The sequence below is a fragment of the Paraburkholderia atlantica genome, from assembly GCF_000092885.1.
Classification (GTDB): Bacteria; Pseudomonadota; Gammaproteobacteria; order Burkholderiales; family Burkholderiaceae; genus Paraburkholderia; species Paraburkholderia atlantica.
Genome location: NC_014117.1, coordinates 2778554 through 2803621, shown reverse-complemented (window position 1 = coordinate 2803621; position 25068 = coordinate 2778554). Strand labels below are relative to the sequence as shown.

General features: G+C 64.3%; 20 protein-coding genes and 2 pseudogenes. 14 read left to right on the top strand and 8 right to left on the bottom strand.

What is annotated here, in order from left to right; translation table 11 throughout:
* Window positions 1-68: 68 nt before the first annotated feature.
* A complete protein-coding gene (locus tag BC1002_RS12570) occupies window positions 69-1478 on the bottom strand; it encodes a nucleobase:cation symporter-2 family protein (protein ID WP_013090405.1) in 1410 nt (469 codons plus the stop codon).
* A 467-nt stretch (window positions 1479-1945) separates the two neighbouring features.
* Here BC1002_RS12570 and BC1002_RS12565 point away from each other — a divergent pair, with 467 nt between their 5' ends.
* From BC1002_RS12565 to fghA, 3 genes and pseudogenes are all read left to right on the top strand, one after another.
* The gene (locus BC1002_RS12565) at window positions 1946-3412 is read left to right on the top strand and encodes a xylulokinase (protein ID WP_013090404.1); all 1467 of its coding nucleotides are present in this window, start codon (window positions 1946-1948) and stop codon (window positions 3410-3412) included.
* A gap of 154 nt (window positions 3413-3566) precedes the next feature.
* A pseudogene (locus BC1002_RS38860) lies at window positions 3567-3701 on the top strand (zinc-binding alcohol dehydrogenase); the annotation flags it as partial.
* Window positions 3702-3806: 105 nt separating this feature from the next.
* Window positions 3807-4661 carry an S-formylglutathione hydrolase gene (gene fghA, locus BC1002_RS12555; RefSeq protein ID WP_013090402.1) on the top strand — a complete coding sequence of 285 codons (855 nt, stop codon included), beginning with the start codon at window positions 3807-3809 and terminating at the stop codon, window positions 4659-4661.
* Window positions 4662-4747: 86 nt separating this feature from the next.
* On the opposite strand, the gene BC1002_RS12550 is transcribed toward fghA, so the two are convergent.
* The 4 genes from BC1002_RS12550 to BC1002_RS12535 form a co-directional block, all read right to left on the bottom strand.
* The gene (locus BC1002_RS12550) at window positions 4748-5530 is read right to left on the bottom strand and encodes a metal ABC transporter permease (RefSeq protein WP_013090401.1); all 783 of its coding nucleotides are present in this window, start codon (window positions 5528-5530) and stop codon (window positions 4748-4750) included.
* A complete protein-coding gene (locus BC1002_RS12545) occupies window positions 5523-6491 on the bottom strand; it encodes an ABC transporter ATP-binding protein (protein ID WP_013090400.1) in 969 nt (322 codons plus the stop codon). The genes BC1002_RS12550 and BC1002_RS12545 overlap by 8 nt, the downstream gene beginning before the upstream one ends.
* On the bottom strand, window positions 6488-7471 hold the full coding sequence (locus tag BC1002_RS12540; protein WP_013090399.1) for a metal ABC transporter solute-binding protein: 984 nt from the start codon (window positions 7469-7471) through the stop codon (window positions 6488-6490). Before BC1002_RS12540 ends, BC1002_RS12545 begins: the two co-directional genes overlap by 4 nt.
* 91 nt (window positions 7472-7562) lie before the next feature.
* Complete coding sequence (locus BC1002_RS12535) at window positions 7563-8060, bottom strand: Fur family transcriptional regulator (RefSeq protein WP_013090398.1); 498 nt, start codon at window positions 8058-8060, stop codon at window positions 7563-7565.
* Between the two features lie 251 nt (window positions 8061-8311).
* Here BC1002_RS12535 and BC1002_RS12530 point away from each other — a divergent pair, with 251 nt between their 5' ends.
* The 7 genes and pseudogenes from BC1002_RS12530 to BC1002_RS12500 form a co-directional block, all read left to right on the top strand.
* On the top strand, window positions 8312-9091 hold the full coding sequence (locus BC1002_RS12530; protein ID WP_013090397.1) for an L-iditol 2-dehydrogenase: 780 nt from the start codon (window positions 8312-8314) through the stop codon (window positions 9089-9091).
* 97 nt (window positions 9092-9188) lie between these two features.
* A complete protein-coding gene (locus tag BC1002_RS12525; protein WP_013090396.1) occupies window positions 9189-10511 on the top strand; it encodes an ABC transporter substrate-binding protein in 1323 nt (440 codons plus the stop codon).
* 194 nt (window positions 10512-10705) lie between these two features.
* A complete protein-coding gene (locus BC1002_RS12520; protein ID WP_013090395.1) occupies window positions 10706-11641 on the top strand; it encodes a carbohydrate ABC transporter permease in 936 nt (311 codons plus the stop codon).
* Complete coding sequence (locus BC1002_RS12515; protein WP_013090394.1) at window positions 11638-12513, top strand: carbohydrate ABC transporter permease; 876 nt, start codon at window positions 11638-11640, stop codon at window positions 12511-12513. Before BC1002_RS12520 ends, BC1002_RS12515 begins: the two co-directional genes overlap by 4 nt.
* Complete coding sequence (locus tag BC1002_RS12510) at window positions 12513-13223, top strand: HAD family hydrolase (protein WP_013090393.1); 711 nt, start codon at window positions 12513-12515, stop codon at window positions 13221-13223. The genes BC1002_RS12515 and BC1002_RS12510 overlap by 1 nt, the downstream gene beginning before the upstream one ends.
* Before the next feature lie 87 nt (window positions 13224-13310).
* Window positions 13311-14420, top strand: a complete 1110-nt coding sequence (locus BC1002_RS12505) for an ABC transporter ATP-binding protein (RefSeq protein ID WP_013090392.1) — start codon at window positions 13311-13313, stop codon at window positions 14418-14420.
* 294 nt (window positions 14421-14714) lie between these two features.
* Window positions 14715-15437, top strand: a pseudogene (locus BC1002_RS12500) (RNase A-like domain-containing protein); the annotation flags it as partial.
* A gap of 542 nt (window positions 15438-15979) precedes the next feature.
* Here the strand turns inward: BC1002_RS12500 and BC1002_RS12495 are convergent.
* The 3 genes from BC1002_RS12495 to dalD all read right to left on the bottom strand — a co-directional run bounded on the left by BC1002_RS12495 (window position 15980) and on the right by dalD (window position 19980).
* Window positions 15980-16927, bottom strand: coding sequence for a sugar-binding transcriptional regulator (locus BC1002_RS12495; protein ID WP_013090391.1), 948 nt, complete (start codon window positions 16925-16927; stop codon window positions 15980-15982).
* A gap of 77 nt (window positions 16928-17004) precedes the next feature.
* A complete protein-coding gene (gene xylB / locus BC1002_RS12490; protein WP_013090390.1) occupies window positions 17005-18486 on the bottom strand; it encodes a xylulokinase in 1482 nt (493 codons plus the stop codon).
* A gap of 81 nt (window positions 18487-18567) precedes the next feature.
* Window positions 18568-19980, bottom strand: a complete 1413-nt coding sequence (dalD, locus tag BC1002_RS12485; RefSeq protein WP_013090389.1) for a D-arabinitol 4-dehydrogenase — start codon at window positions 19978-19980, stop codon at window positions 18568-18570.
* A gap of 434 nt (window positions 19981-20414) precedes the next feature.
* Here dalD and BC1002_RS12480 point away from each other — a divergent pair, with 434 nt between their 5' ends.
* The 4 genes from BC1002_RS12480 (at window position 20415) to BC1002_RS12465 (ending at window position 25033) form a co-directional block, all read left to right on the top strand.
* The gene (locus BC1002_RS12480) at window positions 20415-21392 is read left to right on the top strand and encodes an AraC family transcriptional regulator (RefSeq protein ID WP_013090388.1); all 978 of its coding nucleotides are present in this window, start codon (window positions 20415-20417) and stop codon (window positions 21390-21392) included.
* 110 nt (window positions 21393-21502) lie between these two features.
* Window positions 21503-22456: a substrate-binding domain-containing protein gene (locus BC1002_RS12475; protein WP_013090387.1), complete on the top strand. Its 954-nt coding sequence runs from the start codon at window positions 21503-21505 to the stop codon at window positions 22454-22456.
* Between the two features lie 62 nt (window positions 22457-22518).
* Window positions 22519-24039, top strand: a complete 1521-nt coding sequence (locus tag BC1002_RS12470) for a sugar ABC transporter ATP-binding protein (protein WP_013090386.1) — start codon at window positions 22519-22521, stop codon at window positions 24037-24039.
* Window positions 24026-25033 carry an ABC transporter permease gene (locus tag BC1002_RS12465; protein ID WP_013090385.1) on the top strand — a complete coding sequence of 336 codons (1008 nt, stop codon included), beginning with the start codon at window positions 24026-24028 and terminating at the stop codon, window positions 25031-25033. The genes BC1002_RS12470 and BC1002_RS12465 overlap by 14 nt, the downstream gene beginning before the upstream one ends.
* Window positions 25034-25068 lie beyond the last annotated feature (35 nt).

Here is a 25068-nt window from a genome sequence, read left to right as displayed (position 1 = left end):
ATGCCGTGGCGTTTTTGCTGAGGCGCGGCGTTCGGTGCCGCTCACCGCGTCAGCGGTGCATCAAAAGCTCAATGCAGGTCCGCCGCTCGTAGCATCTCGTTGCCCTGCGGCTCGCTGCCCGCGCTCTTGTCCAGATCGTGCCCGGCGCGGCGAAGCTCGCTCTTCGCCTTCTTCTCGCTCTTCACGCCGTTGAAGATCAGGTTCAGCACGACCGCCGACACCGACGCGAGCAGAATCCCGCTATGCAGCAGCGGCGACAACGCCGGCGGCAGCTGCGAGAAGAAGTGCGGCGACACGACCGGCACGAGGCCGAGCCCTATGCTCACCGCGACGATGAACAGGTTGTGCTGATTCCTGACGAAGTCGACGCGCGACAGCACCTTGATGCCGTTCGCCGCGACCATGCCGAACATCACGATGCCCGCGCCGCCGAGCACGAACGCCGGCACCGACGCGACCACCTGCGCCATCTTCGGAAACAGGCCGAGCAGCACGAGGATCACGCCGCCCATCGCGCAGACGAAGCGGCTCTTCACGCCGGTCACGCCGATCAGCCCGACGTTCTGCGAGAACGACGTATGCGGGAACGAGTTGAAGATGCCGCCGATCAGCGTGCCGAGACCATCGACGCGCAAGCCGCGCACCAGCGTCTTCTGATCGACCGGACGATCGACCATGTCGCCGACCGCGAGGAACATGCCGGTCGATTCGATGAACGTGACGAACATGACGGTGACCATCGTCGCGATCGACAGCGGATCGAAGTGCGGCAAACCGAAGTGGAACGGCATCACGAAGCCGACCCACGGCGCGTGCATGACGCCGTCCAGGTTGACGCGGCCGAGCATCAGCGCGATCGCGAAGCCCGCGACGATGCCGAGCAGCACCGAGATATTGGCGACGAAACCCCTGGCAAACTTGTTGATCAGCAGGATCAGCGTCAGCACGAGCAGCGACAGGCCGAGGTAGACCGGATTGCCGTATTCGGGATTGCCGACACCGCCGGCCGCCCAGTTGATACCGACTTCCATCAGCGACAAGCCGATCACCGAAATCACGACGCCGATCACGACCGGCGGGAAGAAGCGCAGCAGCTTGCCGACCGCGGGCGCGAGCAGAATGCCGATCACGCCGGCCGCGATCGTCGAGCCGAAGATGTCGAGGAGGCCGAGCGAAGGATTGGTGCCGATCGCGACCATCGGGCCGACGGCCGCGAACGTGCAGCCCATGATGACGGGCAGACGGATGCCGAAGATCCACAGTCCGAGCGTCTGGATCAGCGTGGCGATGCCGCAGGAAAACAGGTCGGCGCTGATCAGGAAGGCGACCTGGTCTTTCGGCAGCTTCAGCGCCGCGCCGATGATCAGCGGCACCGCGACCGCGCCAGCGTACATGACCAGCACGTGCTGGATGCCGAGAGTGAGCAACTGGCCGGCCGGTAGGCGCTCGTCGCACGGGTGAACCGTGTTCGCTTGCATGTCGTCTGTCTCCACCATCTCGTTTTGGGATGACTCCAAGGTAGCGGGGACGAAAAGTCGTAACAAGACCGTACGTGGCTATTCCGGCATTCCCGGCGACGATATGCAAAGGCCTATTTTGAACGGCAATTTATAGCCACGGGTGGGACGGATCGGCAGCGCAGCGGCGAAGAGCCCCATGCGGTGGCGATTGCGGGCGGTGCGTCGCGTGCGCGGCGCGGCTTCGTCGCCGGCGGGGATATGTGTGAGAATCAATGACGTGTATCACGCTGCACGCATAGTCCTGTTTTGACGATGCTCGCCGCACGAGGGGGTTAACCCGCGAATGGGCTTTTTCCCGCGTGTGTTTTGGCCCGTTCGCCGAACGTTCGCGGTGTCGCGGCGGCCTCGTTTTTTGCTTCGCTTGCCGGTCTCGTCGCCAGCCTCGCTGGCTCCTTCCTGATCCTCATTTCAACGTCCCTGCGCTCATGAGTTTTCTCGGCATCGATCTCGGCACCGGCTCCCTGAAAGCGGCAATCGTCGACGAACATGGACGCGAGCAGGCGGTATCGAGCGTCGCGTATGCGCTGGTTACGCCGCACGCGGGTTGGGCCGAAATCGACGTCGAGACCTGGTGGAACGCGCTCGTCGATGCGATGACGGGCCTGCCGCGCGAGTTGCGTTACGGCGTGCGCGCGATCGGCTTCTCCGGCCAGATGCACGGCGTCGTGCTGCTCGATGCAAACGGCGCGGCGGTGCGGCGCGCGATGCTGTGGCCCGACTCGCGCGCGCTCGCCGTGCTCGACGCATGGCCGGAGTCGCAATCAAATCCGGTCGCGCCCGGCATGGCCGGTCCGTTGCTGCGCTGGCTCGTGCTGCATGAACCGGAAGCCGCGCGCCGCACGCGCTGGGCGCTGCAGCCGAAAGACTGGCTGCGCGTCGCGCTCGGCGGCGCGTGCGTGACCGATGCGTCAGACGCGTGCGCGACCGCGCTCGCCGATCCTGCCGGCGCGTGGGACGCGGCGCTGCTGGAACGCCTCGAGATTCCGCGCGAGTGGTTCGCGCCGCTGGCGCCGTCGTATGCGGTGTCGGGCGCGCTGTCGCCGCAGGCCGCGCAGGCACTCGGCTTGCGGGCCGGTATCGTGCTCGCGACCGGCGCCGCGGACACGCCGTGCGCGGCGCTCGGCAGCGGACTCGCGCACGACGGCGACGCGCTGCTGACGACCGGCAGCGGCGGACAGATCGTCGTGCTCGCGAACCATGAGCCGGCGCCGCTGAAGGGCTTGCATCGCTATCGCGCGGCGAGCGATCACTGGTATCGGATGGCGGCGATGCAGAACGTCGGCATCGCGTTGGAGCGGGTACGCGGATGGCTGTCGTATGAGTGGGCGGACGCTTACCGCGAGGCATTCGGCGATGCGGCGAATGCAGCCGCTGATGCAACGGGTCACGCGGCGTCGACGCTGACCTTCCTGCCGTACCTGACCGGCGAGCGCACGCCGTGGCTGAACCCGCAGGCGCGAGGCGGCTGGCTCGGTTTATCGCTCGAGCATACGCGCGGGACGATGATGCGCGCCGCGTTCGAGGGCGTCGCGTTCTCGTTGCGCGCGGGGCTCGACGCGATTCGCGCGAGCGGCGCGCCGGTGACGGCGCTCAAGCTCGCGGGCGGCGGCTCTGTCGATTTGCGCTGGCGACAGCTGCTTGCCGATGCGCTCGACGTCGAATTGCACGCGGTCGATTGCCCGAACGCGGCGCCGCGCGGCGCGGCGATCCTCGGCGGTCTCGCGTGCGGTCACTGGCTAACGCGCGATCTCGCCGCGCTCGCGCCGGGCGCGACATGCGTCGCGGGTCCGCGAGGCGATGCGGCGCTTGCCGGACGCTATGCGCGCTTCGTCGATTTGTATGGCCGGGTCGAGCCGTGGTTCGGTGGCAGGGCGCCGCGCGAAGCGCAGTAGCAGCGACGGCGTCGAACGCGGCGCCGAGTGCGATCGGCGGCGCAGCCTTTGCGCTCTATGCAATACCATTACGCCTTTCGCGCGCCACGTAGTCACTGGGCACGCGATGCGCTTTTCGCACTCACGCACTCACGCACTCGGAGGAGCATTGATGATGAAGAGCAAAGGAGCAGTCGCATGGAAAGCCGGCGCCCCGTTGACGATCGAGGAAGTCGATCTCGAAGGTCCGCGCGCCGGTGAGGTGCTGAGCGAAGTGAAGGCGACGGGCATCTGCCATACCGACGACTACATCACGCACCGTCTGCCGCTCGAGTGCATCAACGAGGGCTTTGACCTGATGAAGAAGGCCGAGTCGATCCGCTCGGTCGTGCTCTACTAAGCGAGGAATATCACGATGCTCGAACTACTATCGTCGCACGCCTGTCATGGCGGCGAGCAGCGCTTTTACCGGCACGAGTCGCGCGCGATCGGTCTGCCGATGCGCTTCTCGATCTATCTGCCGCCGCAGGCGTTGCATGAGAATGCGGGACGTGTGCCGGCATTGTTCTATCTGGCCGGACTGACTTGCACGGAAGAAACGTTTCCGATCAAGGCCGGCGCCCAGCGCTTCGCGGCACAGCACGGCATCGCATTGATCGCGCCGGACACGAGTCCACGCGGCGCGGGTGTGCCAGGCGAGAGCGATGCGTGGGACTTCGGTGTCGGCGCGGGCTTTTATGTCGACGCGACCGAGGAGCCGTGGTCGAGGAATTACCGGATGTACTCATACGTGCGGGATGAACTGCGCGAGACTGTGCTTGCGAACCTGCCGATCGATGGCGAGCGCCTCGGCATCTTCGGTCACTCGATGGGCGGGCACGGCGCTCTGATGCTCGCGCTGCGCAATCCGAACATTTATCGGTCAGTGTCGGCGTTCGCGCCGATCGCGGCGCCGATGCGTTGTCCGTGGGGCGAGAAGGCGTTCAGCGGCTACCTCGGCGAGAACCGTGAGGCGTGGAAGCAGTACGACGCGAGCGAACTGGTCGCGCACGCAACGCACAAGTTCGCGGCGGGAATTCTCGTCGATCAGGGACTCGCGGATCAGTTCCTGCCCACGCAGCTGAATCCCGACGTGTTCGAAGCGGCGTGCAAGGCCGCGGGGCAGCCGTTGACGTTGCACCGGCACGAAGGCTACGACCATGGCTACTACTTCATCTCGACGTTCATCGAGGATCATCTCGCACATCACGCGAAGGTGTTGCTCGGCTGAAAAACGTCGTAAAACGCGGCGCTAAATGAAAAAACGGCGGCACATCACGTGCCGCCGTTTTTTCATGTGATCGACGCAAGCGCCGCTCAATGCCGCTTCAGCAAACTCCCGCCATACACCGCCGCCGATAGCACGGTGATCCAGAAGCTCGTCGGCCAATCGGTATAGAACGCGAGCGTCAGCCCCAGCCACGCCTGCGCGAGCGCGAACACGGCCGCGAGCACGAGACCCGTCGACAGCCGCGTGCTCAGGTTCTGCGCGGCGGCGGCCGGGCCCACCATCAGCGTGAACACGAGCAGCACGCCGACGATCTGCGTGCAGGCGGCGACGGCCAGCGCGGCGATCGCGAGAAACAGCACCGACACGCGGCGCAGCGACACGCCCTTCGCTTCGGCCAGCTCCGGCTGCAGCGATGCGAACAGTAGCGGCCGCATGATGGCCGCCAGCGCCACGAGACTCACCACACCGAGCGCTGCAAGCACCCCGAGCGTCGATGCATTGACGCCGAGCACGTTGCCGAACAGCAGCGCCGTCACCTGCGTCGCATACGCGGTGAAGAAATGCAGAAACAGCAGCCCGAAGCCAAGCGACAAGGAAAGAATCACGCCGATCGCGACATCGCGTCCAGCGAGTCGCTCGCCAAGCGCACCCATACCGACACCGGCCGCGAGCGTGAAGCCGATCATCCCCCAGATCGGCGAAATGCCGATCAGCACCGCGCCGGTCGCGCCGGTAAAGCCGACATGCGACAGCGCGTGGCCCGCGAACGTCTGTCCGCGCATCACCAGAAAATAGCCGACCACGCCGGCCAGTACCGCGACGATCCCCGACGCCGCGAATGCGTTCACCATGAAATCGTATTCAAACATCGTGCGTGTGTCCGTCGCGTGAGTCGTGCGGGTTTGAGTGACTGTGTGAGTGGCCGTGGTCGTGCGAGTGACCGTGCGAATGCGTATGTCCGCCGTCCTCGTCGTGTTCGTGCTCGTGATCGTGCTTCTCGACTTCGACACCGCCAGACATCACGAAGATGCGGCCGTTCACGCGCATCACATCGATCGGCGAGCCGTACAGACGCGACAGCACCGGCCGCGTGATCACTTCATCGACGGTGCCGAGCGCCGCGACGCCGCTGCCGAGATACAGCACGCGATCGATCGAGTTCAGCAGCGGATTGAGTTCGTGCGCGGAGAACAGCACCGCAATGCCGAGTTCCTGCTGCACGCGCCGCACGAGTTCGACGACGCTCTTCTGATGATGCGGATCGAGACTGATCAACGGTTCATCGAGCAGCAGCAGTTTCGGATTACCGAGCAGGCATTGCGCGAGCAGCAGCCGCTGCCGTTCGCCGCCCGACAACTCCGACAGCGGCCGCTTCGCGAGATTCGTCCCGCCGACGAGGTCGAGCACCCGATCGACGTCCGCGCGCGTTTTCGCATCCGCATGCGGCAAGCCCCAGCGATGACCATCGGCGGCCATCGCGACGAAATCGCGGCCGCGCACACGGCGGCCGGCGAGCGCGCTGCGCGTCTGCGGCATATAGCCGATCGACGCGTTGCCGCGCTCGACCGTCTGCCCGAGCACGCGAATCGCGCCGTCCGCGGCCGGCACGAGGCCGAGTACCGCGCGCATCAGCGTCGTCTTGCCCGCGCCGTTCGGCCCGAGCACACCGATGAACTCGCCCTGGTTTACGACGAAGCTGGTGTCGCGCAGGATCGTGCGGCCGCCCAGATCGAGCGTCACGTTGTCGAGTTCGAGCACGGGCGTGTCGCCCTGCGGCGTGCGTGCGCCTGTCAGCGCACCTGCTGGCGTTCGATGGCCAGTCGGAATCATGGAGTTTTTCCTTTCGCGTTGGCTGCACCGTTCGCGCCGTTCGTGTCGCCCGCCGCGAGCGCCTTCTGCAACGCGTCGAGCTGCGTCAGCATCCACGTCTGATAGGTCTTGCCGGCCGGCAGGGTTTCGGTGACGCTCATCGTCGGTACCTTCGATTGTTGCGCGAGCTTCAGCATGCGTTGGGTCAGCGCCTCGGTGGCCTGGCTGTTGTAGATCAGCACGCGCACGCGCCGCTCGCGCAGATCGCGTTCGAACGCGGCGATATCGGCCGCGCTCGCTTCGGTGTCGTTCATCGCGGCGAGCTGGAAGCGCTGGTTGCGCATGTTCAGGCCAATCGCGTCCGACATATAGCCGAACACCGGCTCCGTCGCCGTGACCGGCAGGCCTGCATAGCGGCCGTGCAGCTCGGCGACCTTGGCGTCGATCGGCTTCAGCGAATCGAGAAACTTCGCGAGGTTCGCATCGTACGCCGACTTGTGCGCCGGGTCAGCAGCGCTGAGCGCGTCGCTGACCGCGCGCGCGACTTTCGGCATCGTCGCCGGGTCGTACCACAGGTGCGGATTGTCGCCGCCTTTTTTGCCGACGAGATCAGCCACGACGATCACGGTGCGCTGCGTGCCTTTCGACGCGGCCAGCAGCTTCGCCATCCACGGATCGTAGTCGGCGCCGCTGTAGACGATGAGACTCGCGTGCTGCAACGCGCGTGCGGTGGCTGGGCTGGCTTCGAACAGATGCGGGTCCTGGTCCGGGTTGTTGAGGATGCTGGTCACGTCGACACGATCGCCGCCGAGTTGCCGCACCACGTCGCCATAAAAGTTTTCTGCGGCGACGACCGGGATTTTCGCGTTGGCGGCGAACGCGCCATGGCCGAAGCCGAGCGCCGCGAGCGCGAGCAGACAGGTCCACAGATGGTTGCGAACAGACATCGAACGCTTCAGCGCGCGCTGCGCTTTCGACAACATCAAGCGGATCGTTTTCATCGTTGTTTCCTGCTGCTTGAGAGTTTAATGAGCCACTCGGGGTGGCAAGGCCGAATACAGCGTTGCGCCCGGCGCGGCGCCGCGCGGCTGATTACGACGAGGCGCCTGGCGAGCCGCCGGCGCCGCCAGGCTTCGCCGCTCGCGCGCATAGCCCGCACAGGCCGCTCAGCTCGATCACCTGGCGATGCACCTCGAAGCCATGCGCCGGCGCGCTGTGCGACAGGCGGTCGGCGAGTTCGTCGCCGGGAATTTCGACGGTCGCGCCGCAGCCGTCGCACATCAGGAACTGGCTGCGATGCGGCACGCCGATTTCGCAGCAGGCGACGAACGCGTTCTTCGATTCGATCCGATGCACGAAGCCATGCGCGACGAGGAAGTCGAGCGCGCGATAGACGGTAGTCGGCGGCATGCGACCGCGCTCGGGCGCGAGCGCGTCGAGCAATTCGTACGCGCCGACCGGCCGCTCGCTCGCGACGATCGCCGCGTACACCTGGCGACGCAGCGGTGTCAGCGCGAGCCCCTGCGCCGCGGCGTGCGCATCCGCATGCGCGAGCCGCATGGCGTGCTGTTCGGCGAGCGAAGTAGTCATCGACGTGGATCTCCTGGCGTGGCAGCCCCCGGCAGGCGGCGAGGTCGAAATGATATAACGTATCGCGATTTTTTGTCAGTCGCGCATCTTCGCGTGGCGGGAAGCCTGCCGCGCTGCACCATCGAAATTCGTCCGCGTGCCTTGACATGACCCGGCCCGTATCCGATCATTCGATCACTAGCCGAGCAATTGATCGCGCAATGAGCGTTCGCTCACTACGCCAAAATGTAAAAACGAACCGGAGACAGGCAGTGGCACGATTGAAGGACAAGGTCGCCATTCTGACGGGCGCGGCCAGCGGTATCGGTGAAGCGGTAGCTCTGCGCTATCTCGACGAAGGCGCGCGCTGCGTGCTGGTCGACGTGAAGCCGACCGACAGCATCGGCGGCGCGCTGCGCGGCACCTACGGCGAGCGCGTGTTGAGCGTCAGCGCCGACGTCCGGCGCCGCGAGGACATCGAGCGCATCGTCACGAGCACGCTCGGCTGCTTCGGCCAGATCGACATCCTTTTCAATAACGCGGCGCTGTTCGACATGCGCCCGCTCCTCGACGAATCCTGGGACGTGTTCGACCGCCTGTTCGCGGTCAACGTGAAGGGCATGTTCTTCCTGATGCAGGCGGTGGCGCGGCAGATGGTCGAGCAGGGCCACGGCGGCAAGATCATCAACATGTCGTCGCAAGCCGGCCGGCGCGGCGAGGCGCTGGTGTCGCACTACTGCGCGACCAAGGCGGCGGTGTTGAGCTATACGCAGTCCGCGGCGCTCGCGCTCGCGCCGCATAAGATCAATGTAAACGGCATCGCGCCGGGCGTCGTCGACACGCCGATGTGGAACGAGGTCGACGCGCTGTTCGCACGCTACGAGAACCGGCCGCTCGGCGAGAAGAAGCGCCTCGTCGGCGAGGCCGTGCCGCTCGGCCGCATGGGCGTGCCCGACGACCTGACCGGCGCCGCGTTGTTCCTCGCGTCTGCCGATGCCGACTACATCACCGCGCAGACGCTGAACGTCGACGGCGGCAACTGGATGAGCTGAACGAAGAGCAGTAAGCGGGCACGTTGGCTGCACGGAGCGGCGCGTCATTCCGCCAAACGAACGCAGCATCACATAACGTATGAGAAAGGAGACAACCATGAAACCAGCTTTCAAATTCGCGCTGAAGGCGGCCGGTGCCGGCGCGGCCACCTGTTTCGCGCTGAGCGCATCGGCGGCGACGGTGACGATCGCGACGCTGAACAATCCGGACATGATCGAGCTGAAGAAGCTGTCGCCGGCGTTCGAAAAAGCGAATCCGGACATCAAGCTGAACTGGGTGATCCTCGAGGAAAACGTGCTGCGCCAGCGCGCGACGACCGACATCACGACCGGCAGCGGCCAGTTCGACGTGATGACGATCGGCGCATACGAAACGCCGCAATGGGGCAAGCGCGGCTGGCTCGCGCCGATCACGAACCTGCCCGCGAACTACGACCTGAACGACGTCGTCAAGACGGCGCGCGACGGCCTGTCCGCGAACGGCCAGCTGTACGCGCTACCGTTCTACGTCGAAAGCTCGATGACCTATTACCGCAAGGATCTGTTCGACAAGGCAGGCCTGAAGATGCCCGACCAGCCGACCTATGACCAGATCGCGCAATTCGCCGACAAGCTCACCGACAAGTCCAAGGAGCAATACGGCATCTGCCTGCGCGGCAAGGCGGGCTGGGGCGAGAACATGGCGTACGGCACGACGGTCGTGAACACGTTCGGCGGCCGCTGGTTCGACGAGAAGTGGAACGCGCAGCTGACCTCGCCGGAATGGAAGAAGGCGATGACGTTCTACGTCGATCTGCTGAAGAAGGACGGCCCTCCGGGAGCGAGCTCGAACGGCTTCAATGAAAACCTGACGCTGATGTCGTCCGGCAAGTGCGCGATGTGGATCGACGCGACGGTCGCGGCCGGCATGCTGTACAACAAGCAGCAGTCGCAGATCGCCGACAAGGTCGGCTTCGCCGCGGCGCCGGTCGCGGTCACGCCGAAGGGCTCGCACTGGCTGTGGGCGTGGGCGTTGGCGATTCCGAAGTCGTCGAAGCAGGCCGATTCGGCGAAGAAGTTCATCGAGTGGGCGACCTCGAAGGAGTACATTGAAATGGTCGCGAAGGACGAAGGCTGGGCCTCGGTGCCCCCGGGCACGCGCCAGTCCACCTATGCGCGCCCCGAGTACAAGCAGGCCGCGCCGTTCGGCGACTTCGTGCTGAAGGCGATCCAGACCGCCGACCCGGATCATCCGACCTCGAAGCCGGTCCCGTACACCGGTGTGCAGTTCGTCGGAATTCCTGAGTTCCAGTCGTTTGGCACGGTGGTCGGGCAGAGCATCTCCGGCGCGATCGCAGGTCAGATGACGGTCGACCAGGCGCTCGCGGCCGGCAACGCGGCTGCGGATCGCGCGGTCAAGCAGGCGGGTTACCAGAAGTAACTGCGAGCAGTGACTCCGCAGAAGTGACCCGGCAGGCCCGCCGCATCGACCGATGCGGCTCGTGAAGCAGGGCGGCCGTTGGTCTGCGCCGTAAGCGATGCGGCGCGTGCCGTGCGCGATTCAGCACGGCACGCCCCGTCGCACGCACGCGGCTCGGGCGAACGCTCCGCGCATTACCGAACAGGTGGTCCATCATGCGTCCTTTGCGCCTACCTCTGATGCACGCTCATCCCCAGACAGAAAAAGAACGCGAGGAGCGTAAGGCCAATTCGGCCCGCTGGCTCGTGGCGCCGTCGGTCAGCGTTCTCGTGCTGTGGATGGTCATTCCGCTCGCGATGACGATCTGGTTCTCGTTCTCGCACTACAACCTGCTGAATCCTGATCTGCGCGGGTTCGCCGGTTTCGACAACTACCGCTATCTCGCCACCGATCCGTCGTTCGGCCCGTCGATTGCGCACACGATCGAGCTGATCGTATGGGTGCTCGTGATCACCGTGGTCGGCGGGGTGCTGATGGCGATCCTGTTCGATCGCAAGTTCTACGGACAGGGCATCGCGCGCCTGCTCGCGATCGGACCGTTCTTCGTGATGCCCACCGTCAGCGCGCTGATCTGGAAGAACATGATCCTGCACCCGGTGTATGGCCTCGTCGCGCAGGGCATGCGCGGGCTCGGCATGCAGCCGATCGACTGGTTCGCCGACTATCCGCTGACCGCGGTGATCATGATCGTCGCGTGGCAGTGGCTGCCGTTCGCGTTCCTGATCCTGTTCACGGCGATCCAGTCGCTCGACCAGGAGCAGAAGGAAGCCGCGAAGATCGACGGCGCGGGTCCGTTCTCGATGTTCTTCTACATCACGCTGCCGCACCTGAGACGCGCGATAGCGGTGGTCGTGATGATGGAGACGATTTTCCTGCTGTCGATCTTCGCCGAGATCTACACGACCACGGGCGGCGGTCCCGGCAACGCGACCACCACGCTGTCGTACCTGATCTTCTCGCTCGGCCTGCAACAGTTCGACGTCGGTCTCGCATCGGCGGGCGGTATTCTCGCGGTCGTGCTGGCCAACATCGTGTCGTTCTTCCTCGTGCGGATGCTCGCGAAGAACCTGAAAGGGGAGTACGAAAAATGAGCCACGTTGCCTCCACTGCGGCATCGACGACGCAACCCGTCGCGGTGCCGACCAAATCGCCGTTCGACACGATTCGCCGCGGTATTCCCGGCGTCATCGCGTGGCTCGTCGCGTTGCTGCTGTTCTTCCCGATCTTCTGGATGACGATCACCGCGTTCAAGACCGAGCAGCAGGCCTACGCGTCGTCGCTGTTTTTCATGCCGACGCTCGACAGCTTCCGCGAGGTGTTCGCACGCAGCAACTACTTCGCATTCGCGTGGAACTCGGTGTTGATCTCGGTCGGCGTCACGCTGCTGTGCCTGATTCTCGCGGTGCCGTGTGCATACGCGATGGCGTTCTTCCCGACGCACCGCACGCAGAAAGTGCTGTTGTGGATGCTGTCGACGAAGATGATGCCGTCGGTCGGCGTGCTGGTGCCGATCTATCTGCTGTGGAAAAACAGCGGCCTGCTCGATACGGTGTCGGGCCTGATCATCGTCTACACGCTGATCAATCTGCCAATCGCGGTCTGGATGGCGTTCACGTACTTCGCCGAGATTCCGCGCGACATTCTCGAAGCCGGGCGTATCGACGGCGCGGCGACATGGCAGGAGATCGTCTATCTGCTGATGCCGATGGCGCTGCCCGGACTCGCGTCGACCGCGCTGCTGCTCGTGATCCTGGCGTGGAACGAGGCGTTCTGGAGCATCAACCTGTCGAGCTCGAACGCCGCGCCGCTGACCGTGTTCATCGCATCGTATTCGAGTCCTGAAGGGTTGTTCTGGGCGAAGTTGTCGGCTGCTTCTTTGCTGGCGGTCGCGCCGATCCTGATCGTCGGCTGGCTGTCGCAGAAGCAGCTGGTACGCGGCCTCACGTTCGGGGCGGTCAAGTGATGGCGGACCCGACGGCGGGTCCGGGCATCGCGCGATATGCGTTGATCTGCGATTGCGACGGCGTGCTGATCGACAGCGAAGCGGTGGCTGCGCGGATGCTGGTGCGAGAACTCGAGGCGCGCTGGCCCAGCGTCGATGTCGAGCCGGTCGTGCTGCCGCTGCTCGGGCTGCGCATCGAGCGCGTGTTGCAGGACACCGCGACGCAGCTCGGGCAGCAACTCGGCGTCGACGATATCGACGCGATCCGCCGCGCGGTCGAAGCGGCGGCGATCGAGGCGCCCGCGGTCGACGGCATCGAGATGGCGCTGACCCAGGTGCCGCTCGTCAAAGGCTGCGCGAGCAATAGCTTCCGGCCGTACGTCGAGACGGTGCTGGCGCGCACGGGCCTGAAGCGTTTCTTCGGCGAACGGCTGTTCTGCGCCGACGCGGTGCCGAATCCGAAGCCCGCACCGGACGTCTATCTGGCGGCGGCGCAAGGCTTCGGGATTGCGCCCGCCGCGTGCCTCGTCGTCGAGGACAGCGTGACGGGTGTCACGGCGGCGGCCACGGCGGGCATGGCGGTGCTGGGGTTCATCGGCGGCGGTCATGCGAGCGATGCGCAGATCGACCGTCTGCGCGCGGCGGGCGCGCGTCACGTGTTCGACGACATGCGGCAGTTGCCCGACCTCGTCGCGCAATGGACACTGTCCGCGACGGCCGCGGCGCGATGAGAGCGCGAACGAACGCGACACGACACGGCATCAGGTAGCAGAATGAAGTAACGAGCAGCATCGAACAGCATTACACGGAGACACATCATGGCAAGCGTAACCTTGCGCAACATCAGAAAGGCCTACGACGACAACGAAGTGATGCGCGACATCAATCTCGACATCGCCGATGGCGAGTTCGTCGTATTCGTCGGACCGAGCGGTTGCGGCAAATCGACCCTGATGCGGATGATCGCGGGCCTCGAGGACATCACGGGCGGCGATCTGAACATCGACGCGGTGCGCATGAACGACGTGCCGCCGGCCAAGCGCGGCATCGCGATGGTGTTCCAGTCGTACGCGCTGTATCCGCACATGACGCTGTACGACAACATGGCGTTCGGCCTGAAGCTCGCCGGCGCGAAGAAGCCGGAGATCGACGCGGCCGTGCGCAACGCGGCGAAGATTCTGCATATCGACCATCTGCTCGATCGCAAGCCTAAGCAGTTGTCGGGCGGGCAGCGGCAGCGCGTCGCGATCGGCCGCGCGATCACGCGCAAGCCGAAGGTGTTCCTGTTCGACGAGCCGCTGTCGAATCTCGACGCCGCGCTGCGCGTGAAGATGCGTCTCGAGTTCGCGCGCCTGCACGATGAGCTGAAGACGACGATGATTTACGTGACGCACGACCAGGTCGAGGCGATGACTTTGGCCGACAAGATCGTCGTGCTGTCGGCGGGCAATCTGGAGCAGGTCGGCAGCCCGACGATGCTGTATCACGCGCCCGCGAACCGCTTTGTCGCTGGCTTCATCGGCTCGCCGAAGATGAACTTCATGGAAGGCGTCGTGCAGTCGGTGTCGCGCGACGGCGTCACGGTGCGTTACGAGACCGGCGAGACGCAGCGCGTGTCGGTCGAGCCCGGCGCGGCGAAGCAGGGCGACAAGGTGACGGTCGGCATCCGCCCCGAGCACCTGCACGTCAGCGCGACCGAGGACGGTATCGAGGCACGCACGATGACGGTCGAATCGCTCGGCGACGCCGCGTATCTGTACGCGGAGTCGAGCGTCGCGCCGGACGGTTTGATCGCGCGGATTCCGCCGCTCGAGAGGCATGTGAAGGGCAATACGCAGAAGCTTGGGGCGACGCCGGAGCATTGCCATCTGTTCGATAGCGACGGGAAGGCGTTTCAACGCAAGATTGTTGAGGTGTTGGCGGCTTGAGCAACGGAAAATCGGCGCGTGGGCGCCGTTTTTCGCGATTGCGACGGTCGGCGTGCGCTATAAGCATGAGCCGCGCCTTTCCGTGCACGCTCGCGCATCCTTGTTTTGTCACATTGGAATTAACTGATGTTGTGCCGCCGCGCAGGCTGACTGTCGATCAGCGATAGCAGCTGCCGCGGCCCGGTTTTGGCCGCCGAACAGCGCCTTCTTCTCCGAATCATCCATCGCCCATAGACGGACCGTGAATCTACCGGTTAGCTTGGGAGTCCGAGATGAATGGAGAGGACTCTTTGCATGTCACAGATGAATGAATCAGACGGCGTTCGCGTCGTACTGAGTGTCCCGCAACTGGCCGCCGTTCTGGCCCGTCAGTCGATTAGCCAGACTGAGATGCTGTCTAACCGGTTATGGGGCGGTTTGCAGGTTGTCGGTGGGGTATTGGAAATGGTAGGGGCGGGCGCGTTATGCGTGCTGCCAGAGCCAACGATGGCAAGCAAGGCCGGGTGCATCGTGTTTGGCGCGCATGGCTCGGATACCGTCGCAACAGGTCTGCGACAGGTCTGGACCGGGCGAGATACCGCCACGCTCACTCAACGCGGTACGGCGAAGCTGGCGGAAACAATGAAGGCCAGTCCCGACTTGGCCAACAATATCGGCATTTCGCTCGACATCGCCGTGTCGGCAGGCATGGCGGCTTCGATCAAGGCTGTGCGGGCGTCGGCGATCACACTGGGCCGGATCAGGTTGCAGATGCATGAAGCGAAGGCAGGCAGCGGACTTGGCGGACATACGCTTTTGAAGCATGTCTGACGCACTGAGGCACAATTGTCGGAGAGATTGTTGAAGGAACCGTGGCGGGACCGGGTCTCGTCATTTGCGAATATTGCTGCGGCGGAATGGGCCATATCGGAGACGATGCGGGCGAACGCCATTGCGATCAGATCGTGGGCTGCTTCACCGTCAAGAGATTTGGCTTTAAAAAAAGACGTCGGGAAAAATGTTGGCTATACCTTGAGCGTAAAAATGAGTTTAATTGCGGACATCCTTGCGGCGAGAGGTCCAACGATGGTTAGAGTTTCCAATGTTCTGGACTATTCAAATGACCTGCCCCTGGTACTGTCCAAGTTCGGCCTGAGTCAGGATCAGGCGATGCTAGTGACCTTGGACAGAGCCGGGGCAATTGCTATTCTGACGAACCTGCTGTGGAAAGAACAGGCTTATGATTGTGAACGCATGGACAGGGTAAAGCGGAAGAGCTGGCTGAAGAAATAATTGCGGAAAATGAGTCAAAGGACAGCAAATACTTTTCAAACAAGGAATCGCCATCATCAGATTCGTGGAATGGTTTTACGGACTCAACATTCGACTCGGGTGTTCTTATAAGTAGTGGAGATGGGCAATATTTTTGTATCTGGTTTGAGGACGAAGATTGATCTGATGAGTGACCGCCTCGTTTCTTGAGGAGTTGAAGCAGCTCCTGAGCGAGTAAGGCCCCCGAGTGCGTCAATTTCCGGCGCGTCTACACACCGATCGCGCCCGCCTTTTTTGCGGGCGCTTTTTCACGCCTCCAACGCCGCCCGCGCACACAACTCATCGGTCACCAGCCCCGACAACCACCCACCCTTGAGCACCGCGATCAACGCCTCACGCTTGCGCTGTCCGCCCGCAAACCCAATAGTCGGCCGGCGCGGCGGCGCGTCGAGCGCGATGCTCGTCACGCGCCGGCCGGTCGGCGATTCGACGGACGCGCCGGCCGCATCGATCGGCAGGCCCAGCATTTCGGCGACCGCGCCGTTGTGCATCAGCTCCTTCACCTCGCCTTCCGTGATGAAACCGTCCTCGTGCAACGGACAGGTCATGCCGATGTTGCCGATGCCGACGAATGCCACATCCGCCTGCGCGGACAGCGACTCCACGATCCGATAAAGCCGGTGATTGCACCACTGCGCGCGCTCGGCCTCACTGTCGGCGAGCAGCGGAGCCGGCAACAGAAAATACTTGCCACCGGTCTTTTCAGAAATGTGCAGTGCGACGTCGTAGCGGTTCGAGGAGCCGTCCTGCGCGATCGCGCCGACCATCGATACCAACCGGTGCTGCGGACGGTCTAGCTGCGCGATCTGATCGACCGCGGCCTTCAGCGTGCGGCCACTGCTGACCGCGACGACCATCGGCTTTTCCGCGGTCAGATAACGCTCCATCACCTGCGCGCCGGCCACCGCGAGCTTGCGGTCGAGTTCCTCGGAGGTATCGCCGTCGATCGGCACGACCTCGCACATGCTGAGGCCGTAGCGCTTCGACAACTGATCGGCGAGCGACAGACAATCGGCGAGCTTGTGATCGACCCGCACGCGGATCAGGTTCTTTTCGACCGCGAATGCGACGAGCCGCTGCGCGACCGGCCGCGACACCTGCAGCTTCTCGGCGATTTCGTTCTGGGTGTTGCCCGCGACGTAGTAGAGCCACGCGGCGCGCGTGGCGAGATCGAGTTTTTCTGTGGACCTGGGCACGATGAGATTTCGCTTGAAGTGTGCCGATGATAGCGACCGGCGGCGCGTCTGTCGCGCAGGCCGGCCGCGGATGTCGCTCAGGCGAGCGGGGCGCGGGCGGGATCGAACAGCGGCCGTACGTGGCGATACAGCGCGCGGTACGCTTCGAGGCGCGTGCGCAATTCCGCGTGGCGGCGCGGATTCGGCGTGAACTCCTTTTCGACGGGCGGCTTGGTCAGCACGGTGGCCGGCTCGCCGCCTGCCGCGAGCCAGCCGAGACGCGCCGCGCCGAGCGCCGCGCCGGTCTCGCCGCCGCCATGCTTGACGGTGACGGTGTCGAGCGCATCGGCGAGCAACTGGGCCCAGTAATCGCTGCGTGCGCCGCCGCCGAGCAGCGACAGCACCTTCGCTTCGGTGCCGGCCGCGCGCAGCGCGTCGAGGCCGTCGGTCAGCGCGAGCGTCACGCCTTCGAGCACCGCGTAGCCGAGCAGCGCGCGGTCGGTCGCGTGAGTCATGCCGAAGAACACGCCTTGCGCGTAGGGGTCGTTGTGCGGCGTGCGCTCGCCCGACAGATACGGCAAAAAGAGCGGCGCGCTGGTCAAGGCTTCGGCGGGCAGCGCCTCGATTTCGGCGAGCAGCGTCGGCTCGTCGGTCGACGTGAGCTTGCAGACCCAGCGCAAACAGCTCGCCGCCGACAGCACCACGCTCATCTGATGCCAGCGGTCCGGGATTGCATGACAGAACGCGTGCACGGCGGAGGCCGGGTTCGGCCGGAAGCTGTCGCCGACCACGCAGAGCACGCCCGACGTGCCCAGCGACACGAAGCCGTCGCCCGGCTGCGTTGCGCCGATGCCGATCGCGCTGGTCGCATTGTCGCCGCCGCCGGCCGCGACGATCACGTCGTCGCGCAGGCCGAATTCGCGTGCGAGTTCCGGCAGCAGCGCGCCGGCCGGCGCGCTGCCTTCGCGCAGCACAGGCATCTGCGCGCGCTTCATGTTGCAGGCAGCGAGCAGCGAATCCGACCAATCGCGTTTCGCGACGTCGAGCCACAGCGTGCCGGCCGCGTCCGACGGATCGGACACCTTGCCGCCCGTCAGTTGCAGACGCAGATAGTCTTTCGGCAGCAGCACGCAGGCAGTCCTGGCGAAAATTTCCGGCTCGTGACGCGCGACCCACAGCAGCTTCGGCGCGGTAAAACCGGGCATCGCCAGATTGCCGGCGACGCTGTGCAGATCCGGCGCGCGCTCGGTCAGCTCCGCGCATTCCTTGTCGCTGCGCATGTCGTTCCACAGGATCGCGGGCCGCAGCACGCGGTTCTCCGCGTCGAGCAGCACGGCGCCGTGCATCTGCCCTGAAAGGCCGATGCCGCGAATTTGCGCGAACTCGTCGGGATGACGCGCGCGCAACGCGGCGAGCGCGGTGCGTGTGCCCGCCCACCAGTCTTCGGGATTCTGCTCGGCCCAGCGCTGGTGCGGACGCGAAACGGTGAACGGCGAGCCTGCGGTGCCGATCACGCGGCCATCGGGGGCGAGCAGCAAAACTTTCACTTCGGACGTGCCGAGGTCGATACCTAGGTACATGGGAGCGAAACCTTCGTCGTTGGGGATGCGCTACTGTATCCGCACATCGCGCGCGCTGTCATGCGCATTAAGCCTGGCTCGTCAAGCCGCGCCGCGTTTCGCGAGCCATGCGTCGACACGCGCGAGCGCGCCCGCGAGCGCCGCTTCGAGCTCGGGCGTCTGCGCCATGCCGCCCCACAGCAGCCGGTCGGCTGCGAACGCGCGCAGCGGATCGGGTGCGGTGAAAAAGCCGTGCGCGACGCGCTCGTCCATCACGCCGTCCTGGTACGCGTAGGGCAGCTTGCCCGAATGCCAGCGTTCCAGAAACCGGAAGAACAACGCGGGCAGCATCGCGGTCGCCGCAGGCGTGACGCCGCGCTCGAAACATTCGGCGAGTGTCGGCGCGATGAAGCCGGGCAGCTTCGAGAAGCCATCGGCGGCGACGCGCTGGTTCGTGTCGAGAATATGCGGATTGCTGAAGCGCTCGAGCACGACGTCACGATAGCGTTCGAGATCGAGCGGGCTCGGAGTCAGACACGGGATCACGTCCTCGGTCACGTAGTCGTACGCGAACTGGCGGATGTCGGCGTCGAGCGTGCCTTCGTGGATGTAGTTCAGGCCGATCAGCGTACCCGCCCAAGCGATGCAGCTATGCGTCGCGTTGAGGATGCGGATCTTCGCTTCCTCGTACGGCAGCACAGAATCGACGAGTTCCGCGCCGACCTTCTCCCAGGCCGGCCGTCCCGCGATGAAGCGGTCTTCGATCACCCACTGGATGAACGCCTCGCCCATCACCGGGCTCGCGTCGTCGACGCCGGTCGCGGCCTTCACGCGCTCGCGCACGTCGGGCGTCGGACGCGGCGTGATGCGATCGACCATCGAGCACGGGCACGAGGTGTTGTCGTCGAACCATTGCGCCAGTTCGTTCGCGCCGCGTCGTTCGAGAAACTCGCTCATGCCCGCATGAAAGCGCTCGCCGTTGCTGCGCAGGTTGTCACAGGTCTGCAAGGTGACGGGTCCCGCACTCCGTTTCACGCGTGCGTCGAGAATCGCCGCGAGCGCGCCGTAGATCGTCTTGTGGCCGCCGGCGAGGTCGGCGGCGAGATCGGGATTCGCGGTGTCGAGCCGGTCGTGTTCGTCGAGGTAATAGCCGCCTTCGGTCACGGTGAACGCGATGATCTTGCAGGCCGGATCGGAGCCCGCTTCGATCAGCCCGTCGAGGCTTTCGCTCCACGGCAGCACGCGTTCGATCGAGTGGATCCTCTCGTAAGCGCGCTGGCCTTGCGGCGTGACCGTTTCGAGCGTGTAGACGCCGTTCTGCGCGGCGAGTGCTTCGAGCACCGGGTTCATGTCGCCGCGAATATTGCCGACGGTCAGCGACCAGTGCGGATCGCTGGCCGCGCCCGCTTCGTTCAGCCGGTGCAGATACCACGCCTGATGCGCGCGATGAAACGATCCCGCGCCGATATGCAGGATTACGTGTGCGGCCGCGCCGCTGCCTTGCCCGCTGTTCATGTCGTGTCTCCAGTGTCGGCCAGCGTTAGCGCTTCAGCGCTTGCTCTGGTCCCATATGCAACGTAGTTGCAAACGTCAACGGCGCTCGTGGCGCGCGTTTTGTGCGTGCAGAGCATTTGCTCTGTATGTGAGCGAATGATCGTACCCGGCGAAACGAAAGTCAAGGCAACGGGGCGGGGTTTTGATGGCGCAGCGCGGCATGCGGGATGCACGGGCGGCAACGACGAGCATCCGAGGGCGGAAAACGCGCTGCGTCAGGCATATTGCATTGCATCAAATTTGACTTCGCGCGCCGTTGGGGCTAACCCGAATGCAAAAAAGTATCGGTCCGCGGTTTCTTTTTAAGTGGCCGCCAACGCGTTTGGCGGTTACTTTTCGCTTTACAAGATCAAGATCGGCGGCGCCTCACCCGTGCCGCTTCATGGAGGCAGACAGTGCAACCTGATCTCGAAATCGTGGCCGTACGTCACGACGAGTCGTTCAAAGTGTGGTCGCATGGCTATCCGTATCGCACGGTGCGCTGGCACTTTCATCCGGAGTACGAGATCCATCTGATCGTCGCGACGACCGGCAAGATGTTCGTCGGCGATCACATCGGCAGCTTCGCGCCCGGCAATCTCGTGCTGATGGGGCCGAACTTGCCGCACAACTGGGTCAGCGACGTGCCCGAAGGCGAGAGCGTCGCGCAGCGCAATCTGGTCGTGCAGTTCGGCCAGGAGTTCGTATCCAACTGTCTCGAGAGTTTTCCGGAATGGCGTCAGGTGGAGGCGCTGCTCGCCGATGCGCGTCGCGGCCTGTCGTTTGGTCTGGAGACTTCGGCGCAGATCAAGCCGCTCTTTCTCGAACTGCTCGCGGCGCGCGGGCTGCGCCGGCTCGTGCTATTCATGTCGATGCTGGAGATCCTGATGAACGCGCCGGATCGCGACACGCTCGCGAGTCCCGCGTATCAGGCCGATCCGACCAGCTTCGCGGCGACCCGTATCAATCATGTGCTCGCGTATATCGGCAAGAACCTCTCGAACGAGTTGCGCGAGTCGGAGCTTGCGCAACTCGCCGGCCAGAGCGTCAGCGCGTTTTCGCGCTATTTCCGCCGTCATACCGGCCTGCCGTTCGTGCAGTACGTGAATCGCATGCGTATCAATCTCGCATGCCAGTTGCTGACCGATGGCGAACTGAGCGTGACCGACATCTGCTTCAAGGCGGGCTTCAACAATCTGTCGAATTTCAACCGGCAGTTTCTTGCAATGAAAGGCATGGCGCCATCGACGTTCCGCCGTTATCAGCAATTGAACGATGCGAGCCGCGACGCTTCCGAGCAGGCGGCCGCGCATGGCCGGGGCATCGACAATGCGCCGGCGATCGTGCTCGCGCCGGGCTTGCCGCGTAGCGGCGTCGCGTATCCGGTCACATAGTGCCCGCCCGTTGTCCGCTGTTTTAGTCCACTCGCGTTTCAACACGCATCGATCGCGCTGTGTACCCACAGCGCGAGGGAGCGTGCTCACTTCAAAAAATGGAGACAACCATGAAGCCGTCTACTCTTTCGCTCAACCCTTCGATGATGTTCGCGCGCCGCGTTGCCGCGCTCACGTTCGGTTTGTCGCTCGTCGCGATGTCCGCCGCGCAGACCGCGCAGGCCGCGCCGCTGAAAATCGGCATGACGTTCCAGGAACTGAACAATCCGTACTTCGTGACGATGCAGAAAGCGCTGAACGACGCGGCTGCGTCGACCGGCGCGACGGTCGTCGTCACCGACGCGCATCACGACGTCAGCAAGCAGGTCAGCGATGTCGAAGACATGCTGCAAAAGAAGATCGACATCCTGCTCGTCAATCCGACCGACTCGACCGGCATCCAGTCGGCGGTCACGTCGGCGAAGAAAGCGGGCGTCGTCGTCGTCGCGGTCGATGCGAACGCGAACGGTCCGGTCGATTCGTTCGTCGGCTCGAAGAACTACGACGCGGGCGTGATGGCCTGCGACTACCTCGCGAAGTCGATCGGCGGCAGCGGCGAAGTGGCGATTCTCGACGGTATTCCGGTCGTGCCGATTCTCGAACGCGTGCGCGGCTGCAAGGCTGCGCTGGCGAAGTCGCCGGGCGTGAAGCTCGTCGATACGCAGAACGGCAAGCAGGAGCGCGCGACCGCGTTGTCCGTCACCGAGAACATGATCCAGGCGCATCCGAATCTGAAGGGCGTGTTCAGCGTCAACGACGGCGGCTCGATGGGTGCGCTGTCGGCGATCGAATCGTCGGGCAAGGACATCAAGCTGACGAGCGTCGATGGCGCGCCTGAAGCGATCGCCGCGATCCAGAAGCCGAATTCGAAATTCGTCGAGACGTCGGCGCAATTCCCGGCCGACCAGGTGCGCATCGCGCTCGGCATCGCGCTCGCGAAGAAGTGGGGCGCCAATGTGCCGAAAGCGATTCCGGTCGACGTGAAAATGATCGACAAGAGCAACGCGAACGGCTTCAGCTGGTAATGCAAACGCAGGCCGCCGCGCGTGACGATCACGCGCGGCGGTGCGCGGCAGAGGAACACGCGATGGACACGATTCTGAAGCTCGACAACATCAGCAAGAGCTTTCCCGGTGTGAAGGCGCTGCAAGGCATTCACCTCGAGATCGCGCGCGGCGAGATTCACGCGCTGCTCGGCGAGAACGGCGCGGGCAAGTCGACGCTGATGAAAATTCTGTGCGGCATCTATCAGCCGGACGAAGGCACGATCACGCTCGACGGCGAGCAACGCCACTTCGCGAACTATCACGACGCGGTGGCTGCGGGTGTCGGGATCGTGTTTCAGGAGTTCAGCCTGATTCCGTATCTGAACGCGGTGGAGAACATCTTTCTCGGCCGTGAAATGCGCAATCGCTTCGGCCTGCTCGAACGCGGCAGGATGCGGCGCGCGGCGGCCGTGATTTTTCAGCGGCTCGGCGTCGAGATCGATCTGTCGGTGCCGATCCGGGAGCTCTCCGTTGCGCAGCAGCAGTTCGTCGAAATCGGCAAGGCGCTGTCGCTCGATGCGCGCGTGCTGATTCTCGACGAGCCGACCGCGACGCTGACACCGGCCGAAGCCGCGCATCTGTTCACGATCATGCGCGAGTTGAAGCAGCAGGGCGTCGCGATGATCTTTATCTCGCACCATCTCGAAGAGATTTTCGAGGTGTGCGACCGCATCACGGTGCTGCGCGACGGCCAGTACGTCGGCATGACCGAGGTCGCGCAATCCGACGTGAGCCGGCTCGTGCAGATGATGGTGGGACGCCGCATCGAAAGCAGCTTTCCGCCGAAGCCGGCGCCGCGCGCCGACGCCAAGGTCGTGCTCGACGTCGTGCGCTTGCAGTTGTTCAAAGACAGCCCCGAGTTGAGCTTCACGCTGCGCGAAGGCGAGATTCTCGGCTTCGCGGGACTCGTCGGTTCGGGGCGCACGGAAACCGCGCTCGCGGTGATCGGCGCGGACCGTGCGTACGCGAAGGAGATTCGCGTCAACGGCGCAGCGGCGAAGCTCGCCGATCCGGCCGATGCGTTGCGCGCGGGCGTCGGCATTCTGCCCGAGAGCCGCAAGACCGAAGGGCTCATTACCGACTTCTCGATCAAGCAGAACATCTCGATCAACAACCTCGGCAAGTACCGCTCGCTGCGATTCTTCATCGACCAGCGCAGCGAGGCGCGCGCGACCGCCGACATCATGAAGCGCGTCGGCGTGAAGGCGCCGACGATGCACACCGAAGTGGCGACGCTGTCGGGCGGCAATCAGCAGAAGGTCGTGATCGCGCGCTGGCTCAATCACCACACCAACATCCTGATCTTCGACGAACCGACACGCGGCATCGACGTCGGCGCGAAGGCTGAAATCTATCTGCTGATGCGCGAACTGACCGCGCGCGGCTACTCGATCATCATGATCTCGTCCGAGTTGCCGGAGATCGTCGGCATGTGTGACCGCGTCGCCGTGTTCCGGCAGGGCCGCATCGAAGCGCTGCTCGAAGGCGACGCGATCGAATCGAACGCCGTGATGACCTATGCGACCGCCGGTTCGCTTGGAGCTTCTCATGAACATGCCTAATCCTTCCTCTTCGCCGAAAACCTCGACCGTCAGCAGCGATACGCCGGGCGCACCGGTGCGCTTCACGTGGGCCGCGCTGAAACGCTCGACGCTGTTCTATCCATTTATCGGCCTGCTGATGGTCTGCATCGTGATGGTGTTCGCGAGCGACAGCTTTCTATCGGCCGCGAACATCGAGAACGTGCTGCGCCAGGTGTCGATCAACGCGATCATCGCGGTCGGCATGACCTGCGTGATCCTGACGGGCGGCATCGATCTGTCGGTCGGCTCGGTGATGGCGCTCGCGGGCACGCTGTCGGCCGGGCTGATGGTCGCCGGCATGAATGCGGTGGCAGCGCTTGCGGTCGGCCTCGCGGTCGGTCTCGGCTTCGGCGCGGCCAACGGCTTTTTCGTCGCGTTCGCCGGCATGCCGCCGATCATCGTCACGCTCGCGACGATGGGTATCGCGCGCGGTCTCGCGCTGATCTACACGGGCGGCTATCCGATCGACGGTCTGCCCGACTGGGTCAGCTTCTTCGGCAGCGGCAAGATACTCGGCATCCAGGCGCCGGTCGTGATCATGGCGGTGATCTATGTGATCGCGTGGGTGCTGCTCGAACGAATGCCGTTCGGCCGCTACGTGTATGCGATCGGCGGCAACGAGCAGGCGACGCGCTTATCCGGCGTGCGTGTCGCGCGCGTGAAGCTGATCGTCTACACGATCGCCGGCTTGACGTCCGCGTTTGCCGCGATCGTGCTGACCGCGCGTCTGATGAGCGGCCAGCCGAACGCGGGCGTCGGTTTCGAACTCGATGCGATCGCCGCCGTCGTGATGGGCGGCACGTCGATCTCCGGTGGACGCGGTTCGATCATCGGCACGCTGATCGGGGCGCTGTTGCTCGGTGTGCTGAATAACGGCCTGAACATGGTCGGCGTCAATCCATACGTGCAGAACGTGATCAAAGGCGGAATCATTCTGCTCGCGATCTATATCAGCCGCGACCGCAGAAAGTGACGCTCACTCTTTCCCACATCCCTCTTAATCGCAGG

Excerpts from the sequence above, each read along its gene's own strand:
- BC1002_RS12570 (WP_013090405.1), bottom strand. The coding sequence starts at position 1,478 with ATGCAAGCGAACACGGTTCACCCGTGCGACGAGCGCCTACCGGCCGGC.
- BC1002_RS12565 (WP_013090404.1), top strand. The coding sequence starts at position 1,946 with ATGAGTTTTCTCGGCATCGATCTCGGCACCGGCTCCCTGAAAGCGGCA.
- fghA (WP_013090402.1), top strand. The coding sequence starts at position 3,807 with ATGCTCGAACTACTATCGTCGCACGCCTGTCATGGCGGCGAGCAGCGC.
- BC1002_RS12550 (WP_013090401.1), bottom strand. The coding sequence starts at position 5,530 with ATGTTTGAATACGATTTCATGGTGAACGCATTCGCGGCGTCGGGGATC.
- BC1002_RS12545 (WP_013090400.1), bottom strand. The coding sequence starts at position 6,491 with ATGATTCCGACTGGCCATCGAACGCCAGCAGGTGCGCTGACAGGCGCA.
- BC1002_RS12540 (WP_013090399.1), bottom strand. The coding sequence starts at position 7,471 with ATGAAAACGATCCGCTTGATGTTGTCGAAAGCGCAGCGCGCGCTGAAG.
- BC1002_RS12535 (WP_013090398.1), bottom strand. The coding sequence starts at position 8,060 with ATGACTACTTCGCTCGCCGAACAGCACGCCATGCGGCTCGCGCATGCG.
- BC1002_RS12525 (WP_013090396.1), top strand. The coding sequence starts at position 9,189 with ATGAAACCAGCTTTCAAATTCGCGCTGAAGGCGGCCGGTGCCGGCGCG.
- BC1002_RS12520 (WP_013090395.1), top strand. The coding sequence starts at position 10,706 with ATGCGTCCTTTGCGCCTACCTCTGATGCACGCTCATCCCCAGACAGAA.
- BC1002_RS12515 (WP_013090394.1), top strand. The coding sequence starts at position 11,638 with ATGAGCCACGTTGCCTCCACTGCGGCATCGACGACGCAACCCGTCGCG.
- BC1002_RS12510 (WP_013090393.1), top strand. The coding sequence starts at position 12,513 with ATGGCGGACCCGACGGCGGGTCCGGGCATCGCGCGATATGCGTTGATC.
- BC1002_RS12505 (WP_013090392.1), top strand. The coding sequence starts at position 13,311 with ATGGCAAGCGTAACCTTGCGCAACATCAGAAAGGCCTACGACGACAAC.
- xylB (WP_013090390.1), bottom strand. The coding sequence starts at position 18,486 with ATGTACCTAGGTATCGACCTCGGCACGTCCGAAGTGAAAGTTTTGCTG.
- dalD (WP_013090389.1), bottom strand. The coding sequence starts at position 19,980 with ATGAACAGCGGGCAAGGCAGCGGCGCGGCCGCACACGTAATCCTGCAT.
- BC1002_RS12475 (WP_013090387.1), top strand. The coding sequence starts at position 21,503 with ATGAAGCCGTCTACTCTTTCGCTCAACCCTTCGATGATGTTCGCGCGC.
- BC1002_RS12470 (WP_013090386.1), top strand. The coding sequence starts at position 22,519 with ATGGACACGATTCTGAAGCTCGACAACATCAGCAAGAGCTTTCCCGGT.
- BC1002_RS12465 (WP_013090385.1), top strand. The coding sequence starts at position 24,026 with ATGAACATGCCTAATCCTTCCTCTTCGCCGAAAACCTCGACCGTCAGC.